This is a genomic window from Paraburkholderia sp. 22098 (assembly GCF_052045935.1).
GTDB classification, from domain to species: Bacteria; Pseudomonadota; Gammaproteobacteria; order Burkholderiales; family Burkholderiaceae; genus Paraburkholderia; species Paraburkholderia caledonica.
The window spans coordinates 25,953-46,496 of the sequence record NZ_JBQEPV010000006.1 but is presented as its reverse complement, the minus strand read 5'-3'; the positions used below and the strand labels follow the sequence as shown (position 1 = coordinate 46,496).

19 protein-coding genes are annotated in these 20,544 nt (G+C 63.0%); 13 read left to right on the top strand and 6 right to left on the bottom strand.

The genetic code is table 11. From position 1 onward, the window contains the following. Nucleotides 1-19 precede the first annotated feature (19 nt). The 4 genes from ACTJLB_RS14165 (at nt 20) to ACTJLB_RS14150 (ending at nt 3,609) form a co-directional block, all read left to right on the top strand. Nucleotides 20-1,060, top strand: a complete 1,041-nt coding sequence (locus tag ACTJLB_RS14165; RefSeq protein ID WP_440783633.1) for an aldo/keto reductase — start codon at nt 20-22, stop codon at nt 1,058-1,060. 8 nt (nt 1,061-1,068) lie between these two features. Continuing rightward, nucleotides 1,069-1,899 (top strand): amidohydrolase family protein, encoded by an 831-nt coding sequence (locus tag ACTJLB_RS14160; protein ID WP_088176622.1) that lies wholly within the window; start codon nt 1,069-1,071, stop codon nt 1,897-1,899. A 39-nt stretch (nt 1,900-1,938) separates the two neighbouring features. Further along, a complete protein-coding gene (locus tag ACTJLB_RS14155; RefSeq protein WP_440783632.1) occupies nt 1,939-2,682 on the top strand; it encodes an SDR family oxidoreductase in 744 nt (247 codons plus the stop codon). A gap of 78 nt (nt 2,683-2,760) precedes the next feature. Then, entirely contained in the window at nt 2,761-3,609 is an 849-nt protein-coding gene (locus tag ACTJLB_RS14150) for an ureidoglycolate lyase (protein WP_440783631.1), read from the top strand. 39 nt (nt 3,610-3,648) lie between these two features. On the opposite strand, the gene ACTJLB_RS14145 is transcribed toward ACTJLB_RS14150, so the two are convergent. Continuing rightward, nucleotides 3,649-4,083, bottom strand: a complete 435-nt coding sequence (locus ACTJLB_RS14145; protein WP_020068575.1) for a PaaI family thioesterase — start codon at nt 4,081-4,083, stop codon at nt 3,649-3,651. A gap of 269 nt (nt 4,084-4,352) precedes the next feature. On the opposite strand from ACTJLB_RS14145, the gene ACTJLB_RS14140 reads away from it, so the two are divergent. Further along, on the top strand, nt 4,353-5,975 hold the full coding sequence (locus tag ACTJLB_RS14140; RefSeq protein WP_440783630.1) for a methyl-accepting chemotaxis protein: 1,623 nt from the start codon (nt 4,353-4,355) through the stop codon (nt 5,973-5,975). 111 nt (nt 5,976-6,086) lie between these two features. On the opposite strand, the gene ACTJLB_RS14135 is transcribed toward ACTJLB_RS14140, so the two are convergent. After that, the gene (locus tag ACTJLB_RS14135) at nt 6,087-6,290 is read right to left on the bottom strand and encodes a cold-shock protein (RefSeq protein ID WP_006047528.1); all 204 of its coding nucleotides are present in this window, start codon (nt 6,288-6,290) and stop codon (nt 6,087-6,089) included. 218 nt (nt 6,291-6,508) lie between these two features. On the opposite strand from ACTJLB_RS14135, the gene ACTJLB_RS14130 reads away from it, so the two are divergent. After that, nucleotides 6,509-6,784, top strand: a complete 276-nt coding sequence (locus ACTJLB_RS14130) for a hypothetical protein (protein WP_020068573.1) — start codon at nt 6,509-6,511, stop codon at nt 6,782-6,784. 111 nt (nt 6,785-6,895) lie between these two features. Here the strand turns inward: ACTJLB_RS14130 and ACTJLB_RS14125 are convergent, their stop codons facing one another. Then, nucleotides 6,896-8,005: an AGE family epimerase/isomerase gene (locus ACTJLB_RS14125; RefSeq protein WP_440783629.1), complete on the bottom strand. Its 1,110-nt coding sequence runs from the start codon at nt 8,003-8,005 to the stop codon at nt 6,896-6,898. A 258-nt stretch (nt 8,006-8,263) separates the two neighbouring features. On the opposite strand from ACTJLB_RS14125, the gene ACTJLB_RS14120 reads away from it, so the two are divergent. The 6 genes from ACTJLB_RS14120 to ACTJLB_RS14095 all read left to right on the top strand — a co-directional run bounded on the left by ACTJLB_RS14120 (nt 8,264) and on the right by ACTJLB_RS14095 (nt 13,531). Further along, nucleotides 8,264-8,950, top strand: coding sequence for an MgtC/SapB family protein (locus tag ACTJLB_RS14120; RefSeq protein ID WP_088176627.1), 687 nt, complete (start codon nt 8,264-8,266; stop codon nt 8,948-8,950). A 129-nt stretch (nt 8,951-9,079) separates the two neighbouring features. Further along, a complete protein-coding gene (locus ACTJLB_RS14115) occupies nt 9,080-10,420 on the top strand; it encodes a hypothetical protein (protein WP_440783628.1) in 1,341 nt (446 codons plus the stop codon). 369 nt (nt 10,421-10,789) lie between these two features. Next, nucleotides 10,790-10,948, top strand: a complete 159-nt coding sequence (locus tag ACTJLB_RS14110; protein WP_020068569.1) for a hypothetical protein — start codon at nt 10,790-10,792, stop codon at nt 10,946-10,948. Between the two features lie 437 nt (nt 10,949-11,385). Next, nucleotides 11,386-11,691, top strand: a complete 306-nt coding sequence (locus ACTJLB_RS14105; protein WP_087753636.1) for a hypothetical protein — start codon at nt 11,386-11,388, stop codon at nt 11,689-11,691. Nucleotides 11,692-11,820: 129 nt separating this feature from the next. Beyond that, a complete protein-coding gene (locus ACTJLB_RS14100) occupies nt 11,821-12,765 on the top strand; it encodes a 3-hydroxyacyl-CoA dehydrogenase family protein (protein WP_440783627.1) in 945 nt (314 codons plus the stop codon). A gap of 154 nt (nt 12,766-12,919) precedes the next feature. After that, nucleotides 12,920-13,531, top strand: a complete 612-nt coding sequence (locus tag ACTJLB_RS14095) for a flavin reductase family protein (protein ID WP_020068566.1) — start codon at nt 12,920-12,922, stop codon at nt 13,529-13,531. A gap of 38 nt (nt 13,532-13,569) precedes the next feature. Here the strand turns inward: ACTJLB_RS14095 and ACTJLB_RS14090 are convergent, their stop codons facing one another. Beyond that, nucleotides 13,570-15,033 carry a polyhydroxyalkanoate depolymerase gene (locus tag ACTJLB_RS14090; protein WP_440783626.1) on the bottom strand — a complete coding sequence of 488 codons (1,464 nt, stop codon included), beginning with the start codon at nt 15,031-15,033 and terminating at the stop codon, nt 13,570-13,572. 216 nt (nt 15,034-15,249) lie between these two features. Here ACTJLB_RS14090 and ACTJLB_RS14085 point away from each other — a divergent pair, with 216 nt between their 5' ends. Beyond that, a complete protein-coding gene (locus ACTJLB_RS14085; protein WP_131316367.1) occupies nt 15,250-15,903 on the top strand; it encodes a glutathione S-transferase family protein in 654 nt (217 codons plus the stop codon). Between the two features lie 40 nt (nt 15,904-15,943). Here the strand turns inward: ACTJLB_RS14085 and ACTJLB_RS14080 are convergent, their stop codons facing one another. Together ACTJLB_RS14080 and ACTJLB_RS14075 are read right to left on the bottom strand one after the other, a co-directional pair. Continuing rightward, entirely contained in the window at nt 15,944-17,917 is a 1,974-nt protein-coding gene (locus ACTJLB_RS14080; protein WP_440783625.1) for a methyl-accepting chemotaxis protein, read from the bottom strand. A 153-nt stretch (nt 17,918-18,070) separates the two neighbouring features. Beyond that, a complete protein-coding gene (locus tag ACTJLB_RS14075; protein WP_440783816.1) occupies nt 18,071-20,386 on the bottom strand; it encodes a heavy metal translocating P-type ATPase in 2,316 nt (771 codons plus the stop codon). Nucleotides 20,387-20,544 lie beyond the last annotated feature (158 nt).

Here is a 20,544-nt window from a genome sequence, read left to right as displayed (position 1 = left end):
CAAGAAGGAGACACGCTCAATGACTGCAACGAACGGTTCGAAAATCCAGCAACGCCGCCGCGTTGGCCGCAGCGCATTGCAAGTAACCGGATTGAGTCTCGGCACCGCGCCGCTCGGCGGCCTCTACCGCGATCTGTCCGAAGAAGAAGCACACGCCACCGTCGCGGCCGCCTGGAACGCCGGCGTGCGCTATTTCGACACCGCGCCGCATTACGGCCACACCAAAGCGGAGCATCGTCTTGGCGACGCTTTGCGCCGCTATCCACGCAGCGAATACGTGTTGTCGACGAAGGTGGGCCGCCGTTTCGTACCGCGCACCAACCCCTACGACGGCAGCGAAGGCTGGCAGGATCCGCTGCCCTTCGAAGCGATTTACGACTACACGCACGACGGTATTCTGCGTTCGTTCGAAGACAGCCAGCAGCGCCTCGGCATCGTCGACATCGACATTCTGTTGGTCCACGACATTGGCCGAGTCACGCACGGCGAGAACAATCCTCACTACTGGCGGCAACTGACCGAAGGCGGTGGTTTTCGCGCGCTCGACGAACTGCGCTCGGCCGGCGCGGTCAAGGCCGTTGGGCTCGGCGTCAACGAAGGCGCCGTAATACTCGACGCGATGTCCGAGTTCGATATCGATTGCGCGTTGCTCGCGGGCCGTTATACGCTTCTCGAACAGGCGACTCTCGACGACCTCTTGCCGGCGTGCGAACAGCGCGGCGTCAGCATCCTGTTAGGCGGTGCGTTCAACTCGGGCATTTTGGCGCGCGGCGTCGAAGGCGATCTGAAATTCAATTACGGCGAGGCGCCGCGCGAAGTCATCGAGCGAGTGGCGCGACTGGAGACGGTTTGCCGAAACCTCGGCGTGCCGCTCGCCGCCGCAGCCTTGCAGTTTCCGTATGCGCATCCGGCGGTCGCCACCGTGCTGACCGGCGCGCGCAGTGCCGACGAATTGCGTGAGAACGCTGCGTCGTTCGAGTTGCCGATTCCCGGGGCCTTGTGGTCCGCGTTGCGCGAGGAAGGCTTGCTCGACCCTCGCGCGCCCGCGCCACAGAACTGAATGTGAAGATGCATATCGACGCTCATCAGCACTATTGGGACCCCGCTCGCGGCGACTATGAGTGGCTTACGCCGGAGCTCGAAATTCTGTACCGCCCTTTCGGTCCCGCAGATCTGAAACCGTTGCGAGAGAGGGCGGGCATCGAGAGAACGGTCGTGGTGCAGGCGGCGCCGACCATCGACGAAACGCGTTATCTGCTCGACATTGCGCGCGACGAGCCGTCCATTGCCGGCGTGGTCGGCTGGGTGCCGCTCCTGCTGCCTACGGCTCCGGCTTTGATCGGAGCGCTCGCGCAAGAGCCCAAGTTCAAGGGTGTGCGGCCCATGCTGCAAGACCTGCCCGACGATACATGGATTGCGAATCCCGATCTCGCGCCTGCCATCGAAGCGCTGATCGCGCACGACCTTGCCTTCGACGCGCTGATCTACGCACGGCATGTCGACCACGTGGAAACGTTCGCGCGGCGTTTTCCGTCGCTGCGCATCGTGGTCGATCACGGCGCCAAGCCGCCCATCCGCTACGGTCAGGCCGGCTGGCAAACATGGGCCGACGCGATCGCGCGGCTCGCGAAGCTGCCGGGCGTGCACTGCAAGCTGTCGGGGCTCGCGACCGAGGCATCGCCGGGCTGGACCGAAGAGACACTACGCCCATACGTCGAGCACCTGCTTGCTACGTTCGGCCCCGCGCGGCTGATGTGGGGCAGCGACTGGCCCGTGCTCGAACTGAACGGCGATTATCTGTTGTGGCATTCGGTGGCCAACACGCTGCTTGCGTCGCTTGACGACGGCGAGCGCGAAGCGGTTTTCGGCGGCAACGCCGCCGCGTTTTATCGACTGTGACGTGACGAACACGTTTAGCCCATTCAACTGGAGTCGTAGATGACACAAAGACTGGCCGGCAAGACAGCATTGATCACCGCGGCGGGACAGGGCATCGGCCTCGCAACCGCCGAAATGTTCGCGCGCGAAGGCGCGCGCGTGATCGCCACCGACATCCGCATTGACGGGCTCGCGGGCAAGCCCGTCGAGGCGCGCAAGCTGGACGTGCTCGATGGCGAGGCCATCAAGGCGCTGGCCGCAGAAGTCGGCCCGATCGACGTGCTGTTCAATTGCGCAGGCTTCGTGCACGCGGGCTCGATCCTGGAATGCAGCGAGGAAGACTGGGACTTTGCATTCGACCTCAATGCGAAGGCAATGTACCGGATGATTCGCGCATTCCTGCCCGCCATGCTGGAGCGCGGCGTCGGCTCGATCATCAATATGTCGTCGGCGGCGTCGAGCGTGAAGGGCGTGCCGAATCGCTTTGCGTACAGCGCGTCGAAGGCGGCGGTGATCGGGCTGACCAAGTCGGTTGCCGCGGATTTCGTCACGCGTGGTGTACGCTGTAACGCGATCTGCCCGGGCACAGTGTCGTCGCCGTCGCTCGAACAGCGGATCGCGGCGCAGGCCGCGGCGCAAGGTGCAACGCTCGAAGCCGTGCAGGCGGCGTTCGTCGCGCGCCAGCCAATGGGCCGCATCGGCAAGGCCGAAGAGATTGCTGCGCTGGCGCTCTATCTCGCGTCGGACGAATCGGCGTTCACCACGGGCCACGCACATGTGATCGACGGGGGCTGGTCGAACTGACGCATAGACACAGGGCGTCGCAAGCCGGCGCACTGACGTATCAACCGAACACCACTGAACCCAGAGGAAAGTGCAACGATGAAACTGCTTCGTTACGGGCCGAAAGGCCAGGAAAAGCCGGGCTTGCTCGACGCGCAAGGCAAGATCCGCGATCTGTCCGGCGTAGTTGCCGACATCGACGGTGCGGCGCTGACCGACGAGGGCCTCGCCCGGCTGCGCGTGCTGGACGCGGCTTCGCTGCCGGTTGTTGACGGCAATCCGCGCATGGGCCCGTGCGTCGGCAAGATCGGCAAGTTCATCTGCATCGGTTTGAATTACGCGGATCACGCGGCCGAGTCGAATCTGCCCGTGCCCGCTGAGCCGGTCATCTTCAACAAGTGGACGAGCGCGATCTCCGGTCCGAATGACGACGTGGAAATTCCGCGCGGCTCGAAGAAGACCGATTGGGAAGTGGAACTTGGCGTGGTGATCGGCAAACCGGCCAAGTATGTGGACGAAGCGAACGCGCTCGATTACGTCGCAGGCTATTGCGTGATCAACGACGTGTCGGAGCGCGAATGGCAGATCGAACGCGGTGGCACCTGGGACAAGGGCAAGGGCTTCGATACATTCGGCCCGATCGGCCCGTGGATGGTCACGCGCGACGAAGTCGCCGATCCGCAGAACCTCAGCCTGTGGCTCGAAGTGGACGGACACCGCTATCAGAACGGCAGCACGAAGACGATGGTGTTCGGTGTTGCCAAGCTGGTCTCGTATGTGTCGCAGTGCATGAGCCTGCAACCGGGCGACGTCATTTCCACGGGCACGCCGCCGGGCGTCGGCATGGGCGTCAAGCCGAATCCGGTGTATCTGAAGCCCGGCCAGACGATCCGTCTCGGCATTGAAGGTCTCGGCGAACAAACGCAGAAGACTTACGCAGCGGAGTAAGCCACTGGGAGCCGGCGGCGCGCGTTTGAGGCTTTAGCGTTAATTCGCCGGTTCGTGATCGCCGTTCTCGCCGATCCGGTTGACCGTGCCTTGCGCAACCGCGACGAGTCTTTCGCGGTTGCCGTCCATCACAAAGATGTTGCATTGGCAGGTCGCCTGATGGCGGCCCGCATACACCACCTTCGCCCGCGCGATCAGCGTGCCGTTCACCGCAGGGCGCAAGTAATTGATCTTGTATTCCCCCGTCACGACCTTGGGCCCGAGCGACAGTGCGCCGGCAAAGGTCAGCGCGTTGTCAGCGAGATAGCTGACTACCCCGCCATGCACGAAGCCGTGCTGCTGCCGCAACTCGTCGCGGATCGGCAGGCTCAGCGTCAGTTCGTCGGTGCCCGTGTGCATCAGCTCTGCGCCTAACAGCATGCTGAACGGCTGGGCGTGCAGTGCGCCGCGCGCCCGGTCGAGTAGGTCGGTCATTGTGATTCCTTCGAGGAAGGCCTGCGGTGGCAGTGCGCACTGGCGTACGCGCGTCAGTCCCTACCCACTCTAGGAAGCGCTAACGCGCGCCGTCAAGGTGAATCGGAAATATCTGCCCCGCATTGTTGCTTGCGGCGGTAGGAATGCAGACGTTGGCCGACGTAAACGCGACGTAAGGCGATCTTTGGCGTTTTTGATCTTAAGCAAAGAATGGTGCTGCCGTTAACCCTGAGGTACTCCCCGTCATTCTCTGCCTTCAGGTGTTCACGATGTTCAGCAAGATCAAGGTCGCATCCGGCCTGTTGTGTGTTCTGGCCGCATTCTGCGTTTTCCAGCTTGTCACGGTAGGTCTCGGTTTCTGGTCACTCACGCGTACCCATGACGACGTTGGCGACCTTTCGAACATCGCGCTCAAACAAGTGGATGCCGTCAACGAAACCACGCAGCATCTGATGGACGCCCGCATCAACCTGTCGCGTGCCGGTACGCGCATGGTGCGCGGCGGCGCGGAGCCGACCGAAATCGTTCAGCATGCGCGCGAGCAGCTGACGGCCGCCGAGCAATCGTTCAACGCGTTCATGAGCGCCCCGAAAACGAGCGACGAAAACAGCGCCCGTGCCGCAGCCCTCGCCGAGCGCTACAAGAAGCTGCATGGCGCGCTCACGGAACTGGCGCAGTTTCTGGACGCAAACAACATTCAGGCGTTTCTCGACCAGCCGACGCAATCGTTCCAGGACGGCTATCTGACCGAGTTGCATAACTTCACGCAGTTCGGCAATGCGGCGAGCCGCGCGTCGCTCGATTCCATCGACGCGCGTATGGCCGCGTTCCGGGTCGTCAGCATTGTGATTCTGCTGGCGCTGGTCGGCGGGACGTTCGCGGTGCATATGGCGTTGCGCCGTGGCGTAGTCGCACCGTTGGAGGAAGCGGGCCGTCACTTCGACCGGATTGCACAAGGGCGTCTCGATCAGCCGATCGCAGCCCGGGGCACCAACGAAATCGGCCGGCTGTTCTCAGGACTTGCCAAGATGCAGGCGAGCGTCGCGCGCACCGTGCAGACCGTTCGCGAGTCGGCCGACTCCATTCACCTCGGCGCCGATGAAATCGCGACCGGCAACGCCGATCTTTCCGCACGCACTGAAAACCAGGCCGCATCGCTCGAAGAAACGGCGTCGAGCATGGAAGAATTGACTGCCACAGTGCGTCAGAACGCCGATCATGCGCGCGAAGCAAACGCGCTCGCCGAAACGGCCCTCGAGGCGACCTCGCGCGGCAGCGAAGTGGTCGACAAGGTGGTGGACAAGATGCGCGGCATTGCGCAAAGCTCGGACAAGATCGCCGAGATTATTTCGGTGATCGACGGCATTGCGTTCCAGACCAATATCCTCGCGCTGAATGCGGCCGTCGAGGCGGCGCGCGCAGGCGAACAGGGCCGCGGCTTTGCGGTCGTGGCAGGCGAGGTTCGCGGACTGGCCCAGCGCAGCGCGCAGTCGGCCAAGGAAATCAAGACGTTGATCAGCGAATCGGTCGCCGAGATCCAAGGCGGATCGGCGCTCGTCGAGCATGCCGGCGAAGCGATGAGCAACGTGTCCGCCTCGATCTCGCGCGTGACGCAGATGATGGCTGAAATCAGTGCGTCGTCGCTCGAGCAAAGCACGGGCATCGAGCAGGTGAACCAGGCGGTCGTGCAAATGGACGAGATGACGCAGCAAAACGCGGCGCTCGTCGAGCAGGCTGCGGCAGCGGCGGCTTCGCTGCATCAACAGACTCAGCAATTGAAGCAGGCGGTTTCCGTGTTCGAAATTTCGGCGGCTGTGTTGCGCACACAACAGATCGAAGAAACGCCGGCGGAATTCGGGCAATTTGCGGTGTCGGGAATGCGCGCGATTTAAACGGTTCGCGCTCAAAAATCGGGCAGCCAGAAAAGAAAAATGGCCCGCGGAAGCGGGCCATTCTTGTATTAGGCGCAAGCGCCTACGCGTGCCTCAATGTACCGTTGGTACTTAGGCCGGCGTGATGTTCGCAGCTTGCTTGCCCTTCGGGCCCTGCTTCACTTCGAACGACACTTTCTGGTTTTCCTGCAGGGACTTAAAGCCGCTGCCTTGAACTTCCGAAAAGTGTGCAAACAGGTCTTCGCCGCCGTCGTCCGGCGTGATGAAACCAAAGCCCTTTGCATCGTTAAACCACTTCACAGTACCTGTTGCCATTTTTGATCCAGTAAATGTTGTGTATTGCATTCGCGACCGCTATTTCTCAAATCGAGATCGAGCGCGAAGTACGAGTTGTATCACGTCTTTATGATGGACGCCAATCAACCAGTATTCGGGTATTCCCCGGCTTCGGCCTTTTCGAGGCGTCGAGGGCACAAAAAAGGACGTGCCTCCGCGTAGGGTAAACTGCTTGTATTACTCTTCCAGGAAAAACATTGACACATTATTTGCAAGAAGAACTTACGTCGTTCTGGAGCCGTTTGACCCCCTATCTCGCGGTATTGGAGTCTAAATCACCTCAAGACGACGCACCGGACCCTGTCGGCCGAATCACCGTGGATGCCGACGACCGCCAGGCTTTTGCCCTCCACACCACCGACCGCAAGCCGCAAGGCGGCACGTCCGACACGCCTACTGGCCAAAGCGCAACGTATATGCGGACCAGATCGGCCGGCGCCGATTGGGGCCCTTGGCAGCGCGAAGAGTATTGAGCGACCGGGCGGCGGGAGTGAGTCGCGCCGCGGCGAATGTTTGGCGGATCTCGACTGAGGGCGAGGCCGCTAAAAAGAGCGTTCGCCTCGCTTGTACGTCGGCCTGCCGTGTCAGGCCGGCAACGCGTTGAAAGCCGTTGCGAGGTGATAAGGCGTGGTCGACGGCATGTCGGCGCGCGCTACTTCACCCGTTGAAGTTTTGCATTCGACCCAGCCTTGCGGCCGCAAGAAACGTTGCTGGAACAGTTCGATTTGCCGCGGCAGATCGGCCCGCACGACAGCTTCGTCGTGGCTCGCTAGTGCTCGCAAATACTCCGTTTGCGCCCAGATGCGCTGAGTAGGATCTTTGATCCGACCGTTTTCATCGAGCGACGCACAGACGCCGCCCGTTTCCTGATCCACACCATTGCGTTGCGCGAAGTCGAACGCGCGCGTCAGTGTTTCCATCAGATCTGATCCCTCGAATAGCGCGCCTGCCCGCTTGGCCAGCCAGAACCATTCGAACTGATGCCCCGGCTCGAGGCGATTGTCGTCGGTGCCAATCGGCAATTCGGCGATGCAGCCCGACGGCGCATGCACGAAGTGACGAGCGACCGCGCCGGCCAGGCGCCTTAGTGCGGCGTCGAAAGCGTTGTCGCGCGTAGCTTCGCGGGCCGCGAGCCAAGCCTCCGTTAGATGCATCAACGGGTTCTGAACCGGTGTGCCGGTTACTCCGGTGAAGTCGGCCGTGAGTGCAGCATTGAAGAGATTGTCTTCAGCGGAAAAATGCGACTGGATCAGCGCGGACGTGCGATGCACGATTTCCAGCGCGTCGCGATTGCCGGAGCGGCGGCCATATTCCGCACAGGCGAAGACGACGAACGCATGTGTGTACAGGTCTTTCGCGGTGTCGAGCGGAGCGCCTTGCTCATCGACGCTGTAGAACCAACCGCCGTGTTCCGTGTCCTGAAAAGTGTGCGTAAGGGAATCGAACAGGACTTGTGCGTGAGCTGCGTCGCCGGCTTCGGAGAACACAAAGAGTTGGCGCGCGCAGGCCATTGCCCGATAGCGTTGCGCGGGCTCTGGAAGGTGATGCTCCGCGCTGAGCGCTTCGTACGGCAGTTTGAGCGCTCCGTTGAAACCGGGCCCGCGCCACATCGGTAGGATGACGTTGTTGAAGTGCTCGCGCAGTCCCGCGGCGAGCGCGATGGCCGGGGCGGCGTCAGGGTTCTTGCTGGGCATAGTCTTGTTTCAAACGCGATGTTTCAAACGCGGTGTTTCAAAGCGCTCGTGTCAGCGAGCGTGCGTCAAGCGGTAGTGCAATTGCCGGCCGCACCGGCACACGTGCTGAGGTTGCAGACGCGGGGCACGCATGGGACACGCATGGGACAAGCGTGGGGTAGCGGCGGCCTGCGGCTTAGCATAATGGAAACCGAACGCATCCGGCGCCCAAAATCGACGAAGAAAACGCTCAAATAATTTCAAGAAGGAGAGAACGCGATGCTGGGTAACCTCGAACTCGTCTCCCGCCTGGTGTTGGCCGCGGCGCTCGGCAGCGTCATCGGCTTCGAGCGCGAACGTCTTTCGTGGGCGGCCGGATTGCGCACGCATATGCTGGTATGCGTGGGTTCGGCGCTGATCATGATCGTATCGGCGTATGGTTTCGCCGAAGTGCTCACAGGCGAGCATGTCGTGCTGGATCCCTCGCGGATGGCGGCTCAGGTTGTTTCGGGCATCGGCTTTCTTGGCGCCGGTTCGATCCTGCTGCGCGGCGAAATCGTCCGCGGGCTGACGACGGCTGCGAGCCTGTGGTCGGTCGCCGCAATCGGGCTGGCGGTCGGCGGCGGGCTCTACACGGCGTCGATCGCGGCGACCATCATCATTCTGATCATCCTCGCGGGCATCAAGCCCCTTGAGCGGCGGTTCATCACGGTCAAGCAGCGACGCCAGGTGACCATGCTCGTCGAGCGCGGCGCCGTGACGTTTCACTCACTGCATGACGAACTTGGCGCAGCGAGCCCGCGCGTCAAACAGTTCGTCATGCAGCAAAGCGACGAAACACCCGAATGCGACGAGGTCATGATTACGCTGAATCGCGTGTCGAATGTGGAGTACGAGGCGATCTGCACGCGCTTGCGCCAACTGCGCGGTGTCAGGGAGTTCAGGCAGGACGACGCGTCGTCTTGAAACCGGAAAAACGTCGGCGAATGGCTTCGGCGGCGCTGGGCGCCATGCGACAATGCGGTCTCGAAAAATTCCAATGGCATTGACGAGCGGTGCCGGCGCCCGCTCCCCGCGACGACCGCTCTTTTCTCTATGGCAGATTCCGCAGTATCCACGCAATCCCGGCCTCGGCGCGACGCTTCCACGAAGAAGCGGCGCGAGGCCACGGTCTCGACCGAAACCGAAAAAAAGCTGGCGCGCGCCGCGCGCTCGGCACAACGCCTTGCACAACTGAGCGACGTCTCGCGCGACGACAGCACGCTCGACCTGTTCCCCGACGATCCGACGCGTGCCACGCTAGAAGCGATGAACATCGACGTTCGCCAGGGCACGCTGCACGGCTTCGAACTGCCCGATGTCGTGCTGGCCGCCGTGGGCGCGCTCGATACGCCGAGCGACAGCACGTCAGCTGACGCAAAAGCGGCGCGCCGTGCGCCTCGAGCAGCCAGGGCCGATGAACCGGCCCGGATAGACGCGCAATTGAGCGGTCTCGAAACCGAGCCCTCGACAGTGACCGGGCCAGACGCCGCGCATCCGGTGCCGGCTGCCGGTTTGAATGACCAGAATGAGACAGTAGTATCGCCGCGCGAGGCTATTCCTCCGCTGTCCCCCGCGATGGCCGCCGCGACGGTGGCGCGCAGTGTCACCGCGCTGCGTCAGGCAGCCGAGCGGGAGGTCGAGACGGTGGGATCCGCGGTGGGCAACCGGTTGGAGGCTGGCGGCAAATCTTCGCAGCGTTCGGCTTCGGGCAGGAAGATGGGAGCGGCGGTTTCAGATCAGGCGCACTTAGCAGAAGGGTCCGCCGCGAGCGCACAGGGTGAAGTCAGTGCACCGGCATCCGCGCGCAACGCGAACGAATCGGCGGAGGCGGACCGCTCAACGCGTGAGACGCCGGCCACGGCTTCATCCTCCGACGTGGGCTCGGCGTTCGCCGCACCCTGGCAAGAAGCGCAACGAGCGGAAGCCGCTGCGGCTGCCGCTGCCGTGCAGCGCGCAGCCCCGGAACTCGATCGTGCGCGGGCAACGGCCTTTGCCGACACCGTCGACGCGCTGTACGGCGTGATCTCCGACCAGCGCCGTGCAGCGACGGACCATTCGCGTCGGATGAAATGGATGCTGTCGATCGTGGTCGGCGCCCTGCTCATGACGGTCGCGATCGGCATTACGCAGACCATGCTGCTTATGCGCCTCACCCGCGAAACCACCGCGCAACAGCATCGGATCGAACAGATGTTGCAAAGCCAGCAGACCGCGATGGCCAGCGTGCTCGACACACAAATGGCGATGGCCAATGCAGCCGCCCATGCCGCCCCGCCCACGCTCACACCGGCGCCCGCACCGCAGCAGGCGCTCATGGCTCCGGAATCCGCGAACGGCCAGCGCGCCGTGCACGCGCGGCACATCAGAAAGCCGAAAACGGCGAATTCGCACTGACAACCTGCGAACGGCTGCCTGCCGTGCCGGCGAAACGCCGGCCGCGGCGGCAGCTTCCATCCCCTCGCCCCATGCGGTCCGCAGTGAAAGGCGTCCGAGCGCCTCGGGAACCCCTCAAGAGCGCGCTAGCCGGGCGCCACGTAGCCATCACGAAGCCAAGCCCCGCCCGCGTCCATGTCCATCGCCGCCCACTGAAGCCGTCGATAAAACAGGGACGTTGTAATGCTGCAACGCAATATCATTGTCCAAGGCCGAGACAGCGCGTCGCATCGAATTAATGTTGCATTGCACTAGCTTTTGCCTAGGGAAAACCCTATAATTCATCTTAAGGGAAAACCCTAGCAAATGCAGTACTAACCGGGAGTCGCCATGAGCTTCATCTTTGCATTGTTCCAAAAGGTCAGCGACCTCTTTGCGTCGCCCCACTTGCCGCTCGACTCGGACTACTCGTACGCAGCGCGTTCGCGGGAAGCTGAGCGTCAGCGCAAGGCGCAAGCCACGCTGTTCGGCATCAAGCTGTCCGACTAATAACAGGTCTGGAACCGGGCGCGCTCGTCGCGCCGGGTGCGCATGTCAATGCGCGTGTGTCATTCAAGCCACGGTCCGCGAAAGCGCGCCGTGGCTTTGTTTCATCTGGGCATTCGTTCGGGCGTCGTTTGTTCTTCGGCGACGCCTTTCGCCGCCGAATATTTCCCGGCCGAAATGAATGTAACGGCGCCTCACCTATCGGCAACCCGCAAGCCGGACGAATTGCCGCGAAAGTCTTATGCGTACGGACGTCGGAACGGAAATAACGGTTCCCCAATCCGTCCCTTTCTTTGAAATGTGCGCTTACAAGTGCTCACGTCTTCATGCGAGTTGCGTCGCTAAAGTTGGTTTCAAGCGCAGGGCGTCCTTGACGGGCCGGAACTTCGAAGCCCGATCTGCAAGGCGCTGGCTCGATTCAACCTTGACGGGAGAGAACTATGAAAGCCTTCAACAAAACATCGCGTTCGATCATTGCAGCTTTGCTCGCGGGCGGCGCCTTGCTGGCAGCCGGCGGCGCGTCGGCACAAGAACGCGTGATCGTGGAACGCGGTCCGGGTCCGGTCGTGTATGGCGAGCCGCACATGATGCCGGTAGGCGTGTCGATCAACATCGGCTGGCATGGCGACCGCTATTACGACGGTCACCGCTATTGGGATCACGACGACTGGATGCGCCACCATCCGCGCGACTATGATCCGCGTCACCACGGTCGTGACGAACATCGTCCGCCCCCGCGCTACTAATTCGCACATGACCGCGCCGTTTCTTGCGGCGTGAACCAGACAAAGCCGGCTCTTCCTCGCGGAAGGCCGGCTTTGTCGCATTCGGCATTGTCGGATTGCGTACTGCGCTATCCTTTAACGCTTTCGTCGATGTCAGCAAAGGGAGCGGTCGTGAGCAAGGCAGCGAAGGCAGTAATAGGAGTGGTTGGGACGGGATTGATGGGCGTCGGCATCGCCACGCAAAGTGCATTGCACGGATACCGGACTGTCGTGCACGACGTGGACGCGGCGCGTCTTGCGAGCGTCGCGCCGAAGGCGGAAGCGGTGCTCGACGAATTGATCGACGCCAGCCGCATCGACTCGAAGGCCAAAGAGGCCGCGCTCGCTCTGATCGAGACTCATGCGGAACTGGACGGCATGCGGTCGGCGGATTTCGTCATCGAAGCGATCCCCGAGGTGCTCGAGTTGAAGCACCGTCTGTATGAAAAGCTGACTGTGCTTCTCGCCCCGAACGCTATTCTCGCCAGCAATACGAGCGGCTTCCCGCCGGATCAGCTCGTCGCTCCGCTGGTTGCAAAGGAGCGTTTCGTGATCGCGCATTTCTGGAACCCGCCGCACATGATTCCGCTCGTCGAAGTGGTGCCCGGAAGCGCGACCGCGCCCGACGTCACGGCGAAGACTGCAGAATTGATGAGCGCGATCGGCATGGAACCGGTGGTTCTCACAAAAGCGATTCCTGGATTCGTCGGCAACCGCTTGCAGTTCGCGGTGTTGCGCGAGGCGCTCCATATCGTGCGCTCGGGCGCCGCGACGCCGGACGTGGTGGATCGCGTCATGAAAGCGTCGCTGGGCCGCCGGTGGGGAATAGTCGGGCCGCTGGAAGCCGCGGACATGGGCGGGCTGGATACTTTCCTCGACATCTCCACGCATCTGATGCCCGAACTGGCGAAGGACGAAAACGTGCTCGACCTGTTGCGGCAACAGGTGCAGGCGGGGCGTGTCGGCGTGCGCAGCGGCGCGGGCTTCTATGACTGGGACGACGCACACCTCGCGCAAGTCAAGGCAGGCCGCAAGCGCGTCATTGCTCAAGGGTAGCGAGCGAGGGCTCGGCACTTGCACAAATGCCATGAGAGGGCGGGTGGCTGCCGTGGCGTCGTACGGCAGTCATCACCAGTTTTCGATCCGGCCCACTGTGCCGCCCGTCAGTCTGCGGTATAAATACCCGTCGCCTTTTTCACGCTCCGCTCCCATGTCCCATTACTTCTACGACCCCGCCGCCGGCCACAACCTTGCGCATGACCCGTTCAAAGCCATCGTCGCGCCACGGCTGATTGGCTGGATCTCCTCACGCGACACCGAAGGCACGCTGAACCTCGCGCCTTACAGCTTCTTCGGCGCGTTCGCGAGCTCCCCGCCGATCATCGGTTTTTGCAGCGAGGGCCGCAAAGACAGCGTTGCCAACATCGAAGCGACCGGCGAGTTCGTCTGGAACCTGGCAACGAAACCGCTCGCCGAGCAGATGAACCGTTCATCAGCGCCCGTTCCGCCGCACGTCGACGAATTCCAACTCGCCGGGCTCACGCCAGCGCCTGGGCGCAACGTGCAGGTGCCGCATGTCGCAGAATCGCCGGCCGCGCTCGAATGCAAACTGCTGCAGGTGGTGCGGCTGCATAGTCTCGACGGCAAGCCGATGGACAACTATCTATCGCTCGGCCAGGTGGTCGGCGTGCACATCAACGAGGCGTATCTGAAAGACGGTCTGTTCGACACGCACGCCGCGCAGCCGATCATGCGCGCCGGTTATCGCGGGGACTACGCCGAAATAGGCAACATGTTTCAGATGTTCCGCCCGACCGCATAAAACGGCGCCGCGTCCAGACGGCGCGTGCGAGTGGGCTTTCACCGCGCTGCGGGCGGCCGTCGACGCGATGCCCGCGGCTTCGCGGCCGAAGCGGCAGCGCTGCTTTCCCCCGAATCCTGCGCATTCGGTACCACCACCGCTTTCGCATCCAACTGTTCGACGGAATCCACCGCGGACGCAACTGGCGCCGCGGCCGTGAGTTCGGCGGCAACGGCCGCGGCGGCGGGCATCGGCCGGATCGTACGCGCATGCGAACTCACCAGCACGGCGCGAGGTTCGTTGTCGTAAATCACGGCCCGCACTCGCGGATAAATCTGCCGCTCCCATCGCTGTCCGTTGAACACGCCGTAATGCCCGACACCGGTCTGCACATGATGTGTCTTCAGGTAAGGCCGCAACTTGTCGCACATGTCCTGGGCGGCGAGCGTTTGCCCGACCGCGCAGATGTCGTCCTTTTCGCCTTCAACGGTAAGCAACGCAGTACGGCGTATTGCTGACGGATCGACCAGCCGGCCCATCACCGTGAGTTCGCCTAACGGCAGCGCGTGCCGTTGAAAAACCGTATCGACGGTTTCCAGATAAAAATCGGCGGTCAGGTCCATCGTCGCGAAGTATTCTTCGTAGAACGAGAAGATCGTGTCGGCTTTCGCCGGATCTCCTTTGGCCCGTTCGTAATGCATGGTTTCGAACGAGTCGAGATGCCGGCTGAGATTCATCGACATGAACGCGCTCAGCTGCACGAATCCCGGATAGACGCGCCGATGCGCGCCTGCAAAGCCGAACGGCACCGCGCTAATCAGGTTTCTCTCGAACCACTCGATCGGTTTGCTTTTCGCCAGTTCGTTGACCCGCGTCGGATTGATGCGCGTGTCGATCGGACCCGCCATCAACGTCATGCTGGCGGGCTGTGCGGGATTGTCGTCAGCGGCCATTAGCGCGACGGCGGCTAACGCCGCAACGGTCGGTTGACAAACGGCGAGCAGATGCGCGCCAGGTCCAATCGTTTCGGTGAAGTCGATCACATGCTGCACGAATTCGTCGAACCCGAAGCGGCCCTGACTCAGCGGTACGTCGCGCGGGTTATGCCAGTCGGTGATGTAGACGTCGTGCTCGGCGAGCATGGTGCGCACGGTGCCGCGCAGCAGCGTCGCGAAATGGCCGGACATCGGCGCGATCACGAGCACGCGTGGCTGCGGCGCCGGCACCGTCGTCTGCTTGCGAAAGTGCAGCAGTGAGCAGAACGGAGTGTGCGCCGCGACTTCTTCGACGACCGGAACAGGCTTGCCGTCCATCATCACGCTGTCGATTTCGAACGGCGGCCTTACGGGCGTAAGTCCCGCGAGCGTCAGCAGATCGCAAGCCGCGCGAAGCGACCGTCCATGCGAAGTCGCGCCGAACTCGGGCCACGTGTCGAGCGAACGGTTCATCAGCGCCGCGCCGTGACGCATGGGCAGCATCATGTCCGCGAACGCTTGATAGGTTGGATAGGCGAACAGGTTCATGCATCCGCGCGCGAGCGTTGAAATGAAGGAGCCCGAATAGAAGGCAAGTCACATGCCATTGCGTTTGCGCGCAACAGCCGCGGCGGCACATTGGCATAGCATTTGCGCGCGTCGTGAAAGCGGTCCGGATTTGCCGCGCTTTGGTGCACCGGCGCACGGCAACGTGCATGTGCGCCGTCGGGCGTCGGTTGAACGCCTCATCAGGAGGGGATACGTATGGCGAATACCACGCTCACCATCAGCAGCAAGAATTATTCGTCGTGGTCGCTACGCGGTTGGTTGCTGACGCGGTTCAGCGGCTTGCCGTTCGAAGAGATCGTGATGCCCATCGACGATCCGGCGGCGCGCGCCGAACTGCTACTTCTGTCGCCTTCGATTCTCGTGCCTTGTCTGTTTCACGACGGCATCAAGATCTGGGACACGCTCGCCATTGCCGAATATCTGAACGAAGTCAGGCCTAAAGCAGCATTGCTGCCGGAAGACATTCGCGCGCGAGCGCATTGCCGCTCGATTTGCGGCGAGATGCATTCGGGTTTTGCTTCGCTGCGTTCCGCGCTGCCGATGAACCTCAAGGCGCACTTCCCCGACTTCAAGGTCTGGGCGCGCGCGCAGTCGGATATCGACCGGATCGTGACTATCTGGAACGAGTGTCTGGAACAGTACGGCGGTCCGTTCCTGTTCGGCGAGCGCACTGCTGCGGATGCCATGTATGCGCCGGTCGTGACGCGTTTCGTGACATACGACGTGAAGCTCGAACCGCATATCGCTGAATACGGGCAGCGCATCATGGCTCTGCCCGACATGCAGCAATGGATCGCGGACGCGCAGCAGGAAGCCGACGAGATCGACGAACTGGATGTCGAATTCTGACGACCGACGCTGCTTCAACCCGGACGCGATCCGCGGCGACTCAGTCCCGCCCGCTTTCCAGTTTGAAGACGCTGACCACTTGCGCAAGACGCGCGGCGTGATCCCGTAGTTCGGCAGCCGCGTCTTCCGCTTCGCCGACAATCGTCGCGTTCTGCTGTGTGGCTTCGCCGATCTGCGTGACCGCGAGGTTCACCTGCTCGATTCCGCCCGATTGTTCGCGCGACGCAACGCTGATCTCGCCCATGATCGCGCGGACCTGGCCGACTTGCTGAACGATGCCTTGCATCGTCGTGCTGGCCTGCTCGGCAATCTGGAAGCCACTTTGCACGGTCGCCGTCGATTCGGCGATCAGACCTTCGATCTCCTTGACCGAAGCCGCGCTGCGCTGAGCGAGCGCGCGTACTTCGGAGGCGACCACCGCAAAGCCTTTGCCGTGCTCGCCCGCGCGGGCCGCTTCGACGGCTGCGTTCAGCGCAAGAATATTGGTCTGGAACGCAATGCCTTCGATCACGCTCGTGATCTCCGCAATTTTTTGCGACGAGCGGCTGATCTCGCCCATCGTCGACACAACGCGTTCCACTGCACGGCCACCTTCGAGCGCCGCGTCCGCAGCGCGCGTGACGAGGTTGTTTGCTTGTGCCGCGTGGTCGGCGTTCTGCTGCACCGTCGACGTGATCTGCTCCATGCTCGCCGCCGTTTCTTCAAGGCTGCTCGCTTGTGTGGCGATGCGCGACGCAATGTTGCCGCTGCCCGTGGCGATCTTCTCGGTGCCGTGCGACATATCGGTGGATGCGCTGCGCACTTGCGAAACAATGCGTGCAAGTCCTTCGCCGATACCGTCGATCGAGCGCATCAGGCGACCAATCTCGTCGGCGCGGCTGCTCGCGCTTTTCGCCACGCGTACGCTCAGATCGCCCGAGGCGAAGCGCTCAGATGCCTTCGCGGCTTCATCGAGCGGCCGGCTGACGAGGCGCCGCACCGCAAACAGGAATACGACCGCGAACACGCCGACCAGCACGAAGCCGAGTACCAGGAAGCGATTGCGCGTGGCGGTGATATCGGCCATTACTTCGTCGCGCGGCGCGATGCCGCCCACCAGCCATTGCCACTCCGGCACCGTGATGAACGAAACGAACTTGCTGCACCCGCCTTTCTCGCCGAGCGTGGCGTCGGCGGAACTGTATTCGAGCCGGCCTTCCTTCATGTCGAGCATCTGCTGATACGGCGCGTTCGCATTGTCCGCGGCCTGGCCGGCGGCGGCCGGATGCACGATCAGCTTGCCCCGATCCGGGCCCTTCGACGCGTTGAGCACGAAGTAATACCCGCTGTCGCCGATCTTCAGGTTGCGAATGCCGTCTTCGACCTGCTGGATTTCCTGGTCGACGTTCACGCCGACAAAGAGCGCGCCGATCACGCGGCCGCTTGCATCGGTAACCGGCCGGTATTGCGTGATCCAGCGCTTGCCGAACAGCGCTGCGAGTCCCGTATAAGGTTTGTTTGCGACGAGGAGCGCGTAAGCCGGCCCTTTGCGGTCGAGCAGCGTGCCGATTGCTCGCGAGCCGTCCTGTTTCTTCAACGATGTTGTCACGCGCACGAAGTCGTCGCCGGTGCGCGCGAAGATGGTCGCGACTGCGCCGCTGCGTTCGAGAAACTGGTCGGGAATGCTGAAATCCATGTTCAGGACTTTGTCGCCGGCCTTGAACGTGGGCGTGGCCACACCGTTTACGTCGATCTTCTGCGTTTCGTCGAGCGTGTAGGTAGTGGGCAGGAAGCTCGCGAACATCGACGTCGAGCGGTCGACTTCGGTAGACAACGCCTTGTCGAACAACGTGATCATCGCGGCGATCGAGCGGTCCTTTTCGGCGATGCGCTCGAGCACCTGGTCGCTGACTTGCTTGCCGGCGCTGCGCGTGAGCGCCCACGTGAAGGAGGCGAAAATCAACGCCACCAGCACGCATGACAGAACGGCGAGCCGGGCGCCGACGCTGGCGCGGCGCAAAGAGAGAAATTCCATGGGCGTATGCGGAGTAAAGAGGGACAAACGAGGCACGGCTAGTGCGGAGGCACTCTCCGGCAACGTGTCTGGTTTACGGCCGCAATCGGCGCTTTCTTTAGGAAAGTGGAAGCCTTCTGTAATAGTGAGGCGCTCGCGGCGAGCGCCTTGGCGTCAAACCTTCGCCCGCCACGTGCGCAACAACAGCGCATTCGTGACGACGCTGACACTGGAGAATGCCATTGCCGCGCCGGCCAGCATCGGGTTCAACAAGCCGAAAGCGGCGAGCGGAATGCCGATCAGGTTGTACACGAACGCCCAGAACAGGTTCTGCTGGATCTTGCGCCAGGTCTTGCGAGAAATATCGATCGCATCGGCGACGAGCGCCGGGTCGCCACGCATTAATGTGATGCCCGCTGCATGCATCGCGACGTCGGTGCCGGTTGCCATGGCGATGCCGATGTCGGCGGCGGCCAGTGCGGGCGCGTCGTTGATGCCGTCGCCGGCCATCGCGACGATGCCCGCGCTGCGCATTTTCAGGTCGCGGATCACGCGGGCCTTGTCGTCCGGCAGCACTTCCGCATGAAATTCGTCGATGCCGAGCGCTTTTGCAACGCTCGCCGCACTGCCCCGGTTGTCGCCGGTGACGAGCACGCTTTTGACGCCCATTGCTCGGAGCCTGTCGATGGCGGCGCGCGCCGTCGGCTTTACCGTGTCGCCGAATGCGATGAGCGCGAGCGCGACGCCCGATTGTGAATCGCGCTGCATGAGCCAGGACACGGTGTTGCCCGCGGCTTCGAGTTCGCGGGCGCGCGCCTCGGCTTCCGGCGACAGGCCGATGCCAAGTTCGCGAAGCCAGCGCGCGCTGCCGAGCGCGAGCGCGCGGCCTTCGACGTCCGCTTCGACGCCGCGACCGGCAACGGCCCGTGCGGCGCTCGCAGTAAGCACTCGCGCACCGGGCGCCGCCGCTTCATGTGCCTTGACGACGGCTCGCGCCAACGGATGATCGCTTTGGCGTTGCACGGCGGCGGCGAGCGCCAGTGCTTCGTCGCGGCCGATGTTGCCGACCGGTTCGAACGCTGTCACCGATGGTTGGCCGATCGTCAGCGTGCCGGTTTTGTCGAACGCAACAACATTCACGCGATGCGCGGTTTCCAGCGCCTCGGCGTCTTTAATGAGCACGCCGTGGCGCGCCGCGACGCCGGTTCCGGCCATGATCGCCGCGGGCGTCGCGAGTCCGAGCGCACAGGGGCAGGCGATCACCAGCACGGCGACCGCATTCAGGATCGCCGTTTCGCCGCCGGCGCCGGCCAGCAGCCAGCCGATCAGCGTGAGCGCGGCAATGCCCAGGATCGCCGGCACGAAAATCTCGCTGACGCGGTCAACGAGCCGCTGGATCGGCGCCTTCTCCGCCTGCGCACTCTCGACGAGTCGAATGATCCGCGCGAGTGTCGTTTCGGCGCCGATCGCGGTGGTCGTGACGGCAATGGCGCCTTCGCCGTTGATGGAGCCGGCGGTCACCGCGTCGCCCGTCTGTTTGGCCACCGGCATGCTCTCGCCGGTAATCAGCGATTCGTCAATGTGAGTGCGGCCTTCCAGCACCGCGCCATCTACCGGAACCCGTTCGCCCGGCCGCACGATCACGACCGTACCCACCTTGACTTGCGCGAGCGGCACTTCGCGCTCGTCCGCGCCGACGCGAATGCGGGCCCGGTCGGGACGCAGCGCCTGCAGCGCGCGGATTGCGTCGGTGGTTTGGCGCTTGGCGCGTGCTTCGAGCCATTTGCCGAAGCGCACCAGCGTAATGACGACGGCCGACGCTTCGAAGTAAAGATGCATCGCGTCGTCCGGATGAGTGGCCAATTGATACACGCTGATGCCATAGGCCGCCGACGTGCCGAGCGCCACCAGCAAGTCCATATTGCCGGCGCCGGCGCGCACGGCGCGGTAAGCCGCGCGATAGAAGCGCGCGCCGAACACGAACTGCACGATCGACGCGAGGCCGAATTGCAGCCACGGCGGGAGCATCGCGTGCACGCCGAACCATTCGCCCAACATCGGCACGATGAGCGGCAACGTCAGCAACGCGCAGACGAGCACGGCTACCAGTTCGCGACGCGTCTGGCTGCGTTTGCGCTCGGCGGCGGTGGGGACGGCGGCGCCGGCGGTCGTTTCGGGAGCGCTCGCAACGTCGGCATCGGCTGGTTCCGGCGCTGCGTCCGGCGGCGCGAGCAGCGCGGCTTCATAGCCGGCCTTCTTGACGGCGGCGATCAGCGCGTCCGACGCGGCGGCGGCTGCGGCTGCAGTCAGATTGACGCTCGCGGTCTCGGTGGCCAGATTCACGGACGCGGAGGCGACGCCCGGCACCTTCGCCAGCGCCTTCTCGACGCGCATCGCGCAAGAGGCGCAGGTCATCCCGCCGATTTCGAGTTCGGCGGTACGAGTCGGGGTGGCGTCGGCGTCGTGTGGAGCAGTGGCAAGTTCGGTCATGGTGGGCAGGCTGGCGACGGCATTGAGCGGCATGATGAAGCCTAGTATCGACCTTCCCATGATGGGAAGGTCAAGCTCATGCGTGCAACGCGACTGTGAGACGTTCCGGAACAGGGGGCGAGCCGTCGTTACCGGAAACCGCGCCGCGCTTCGGAAAC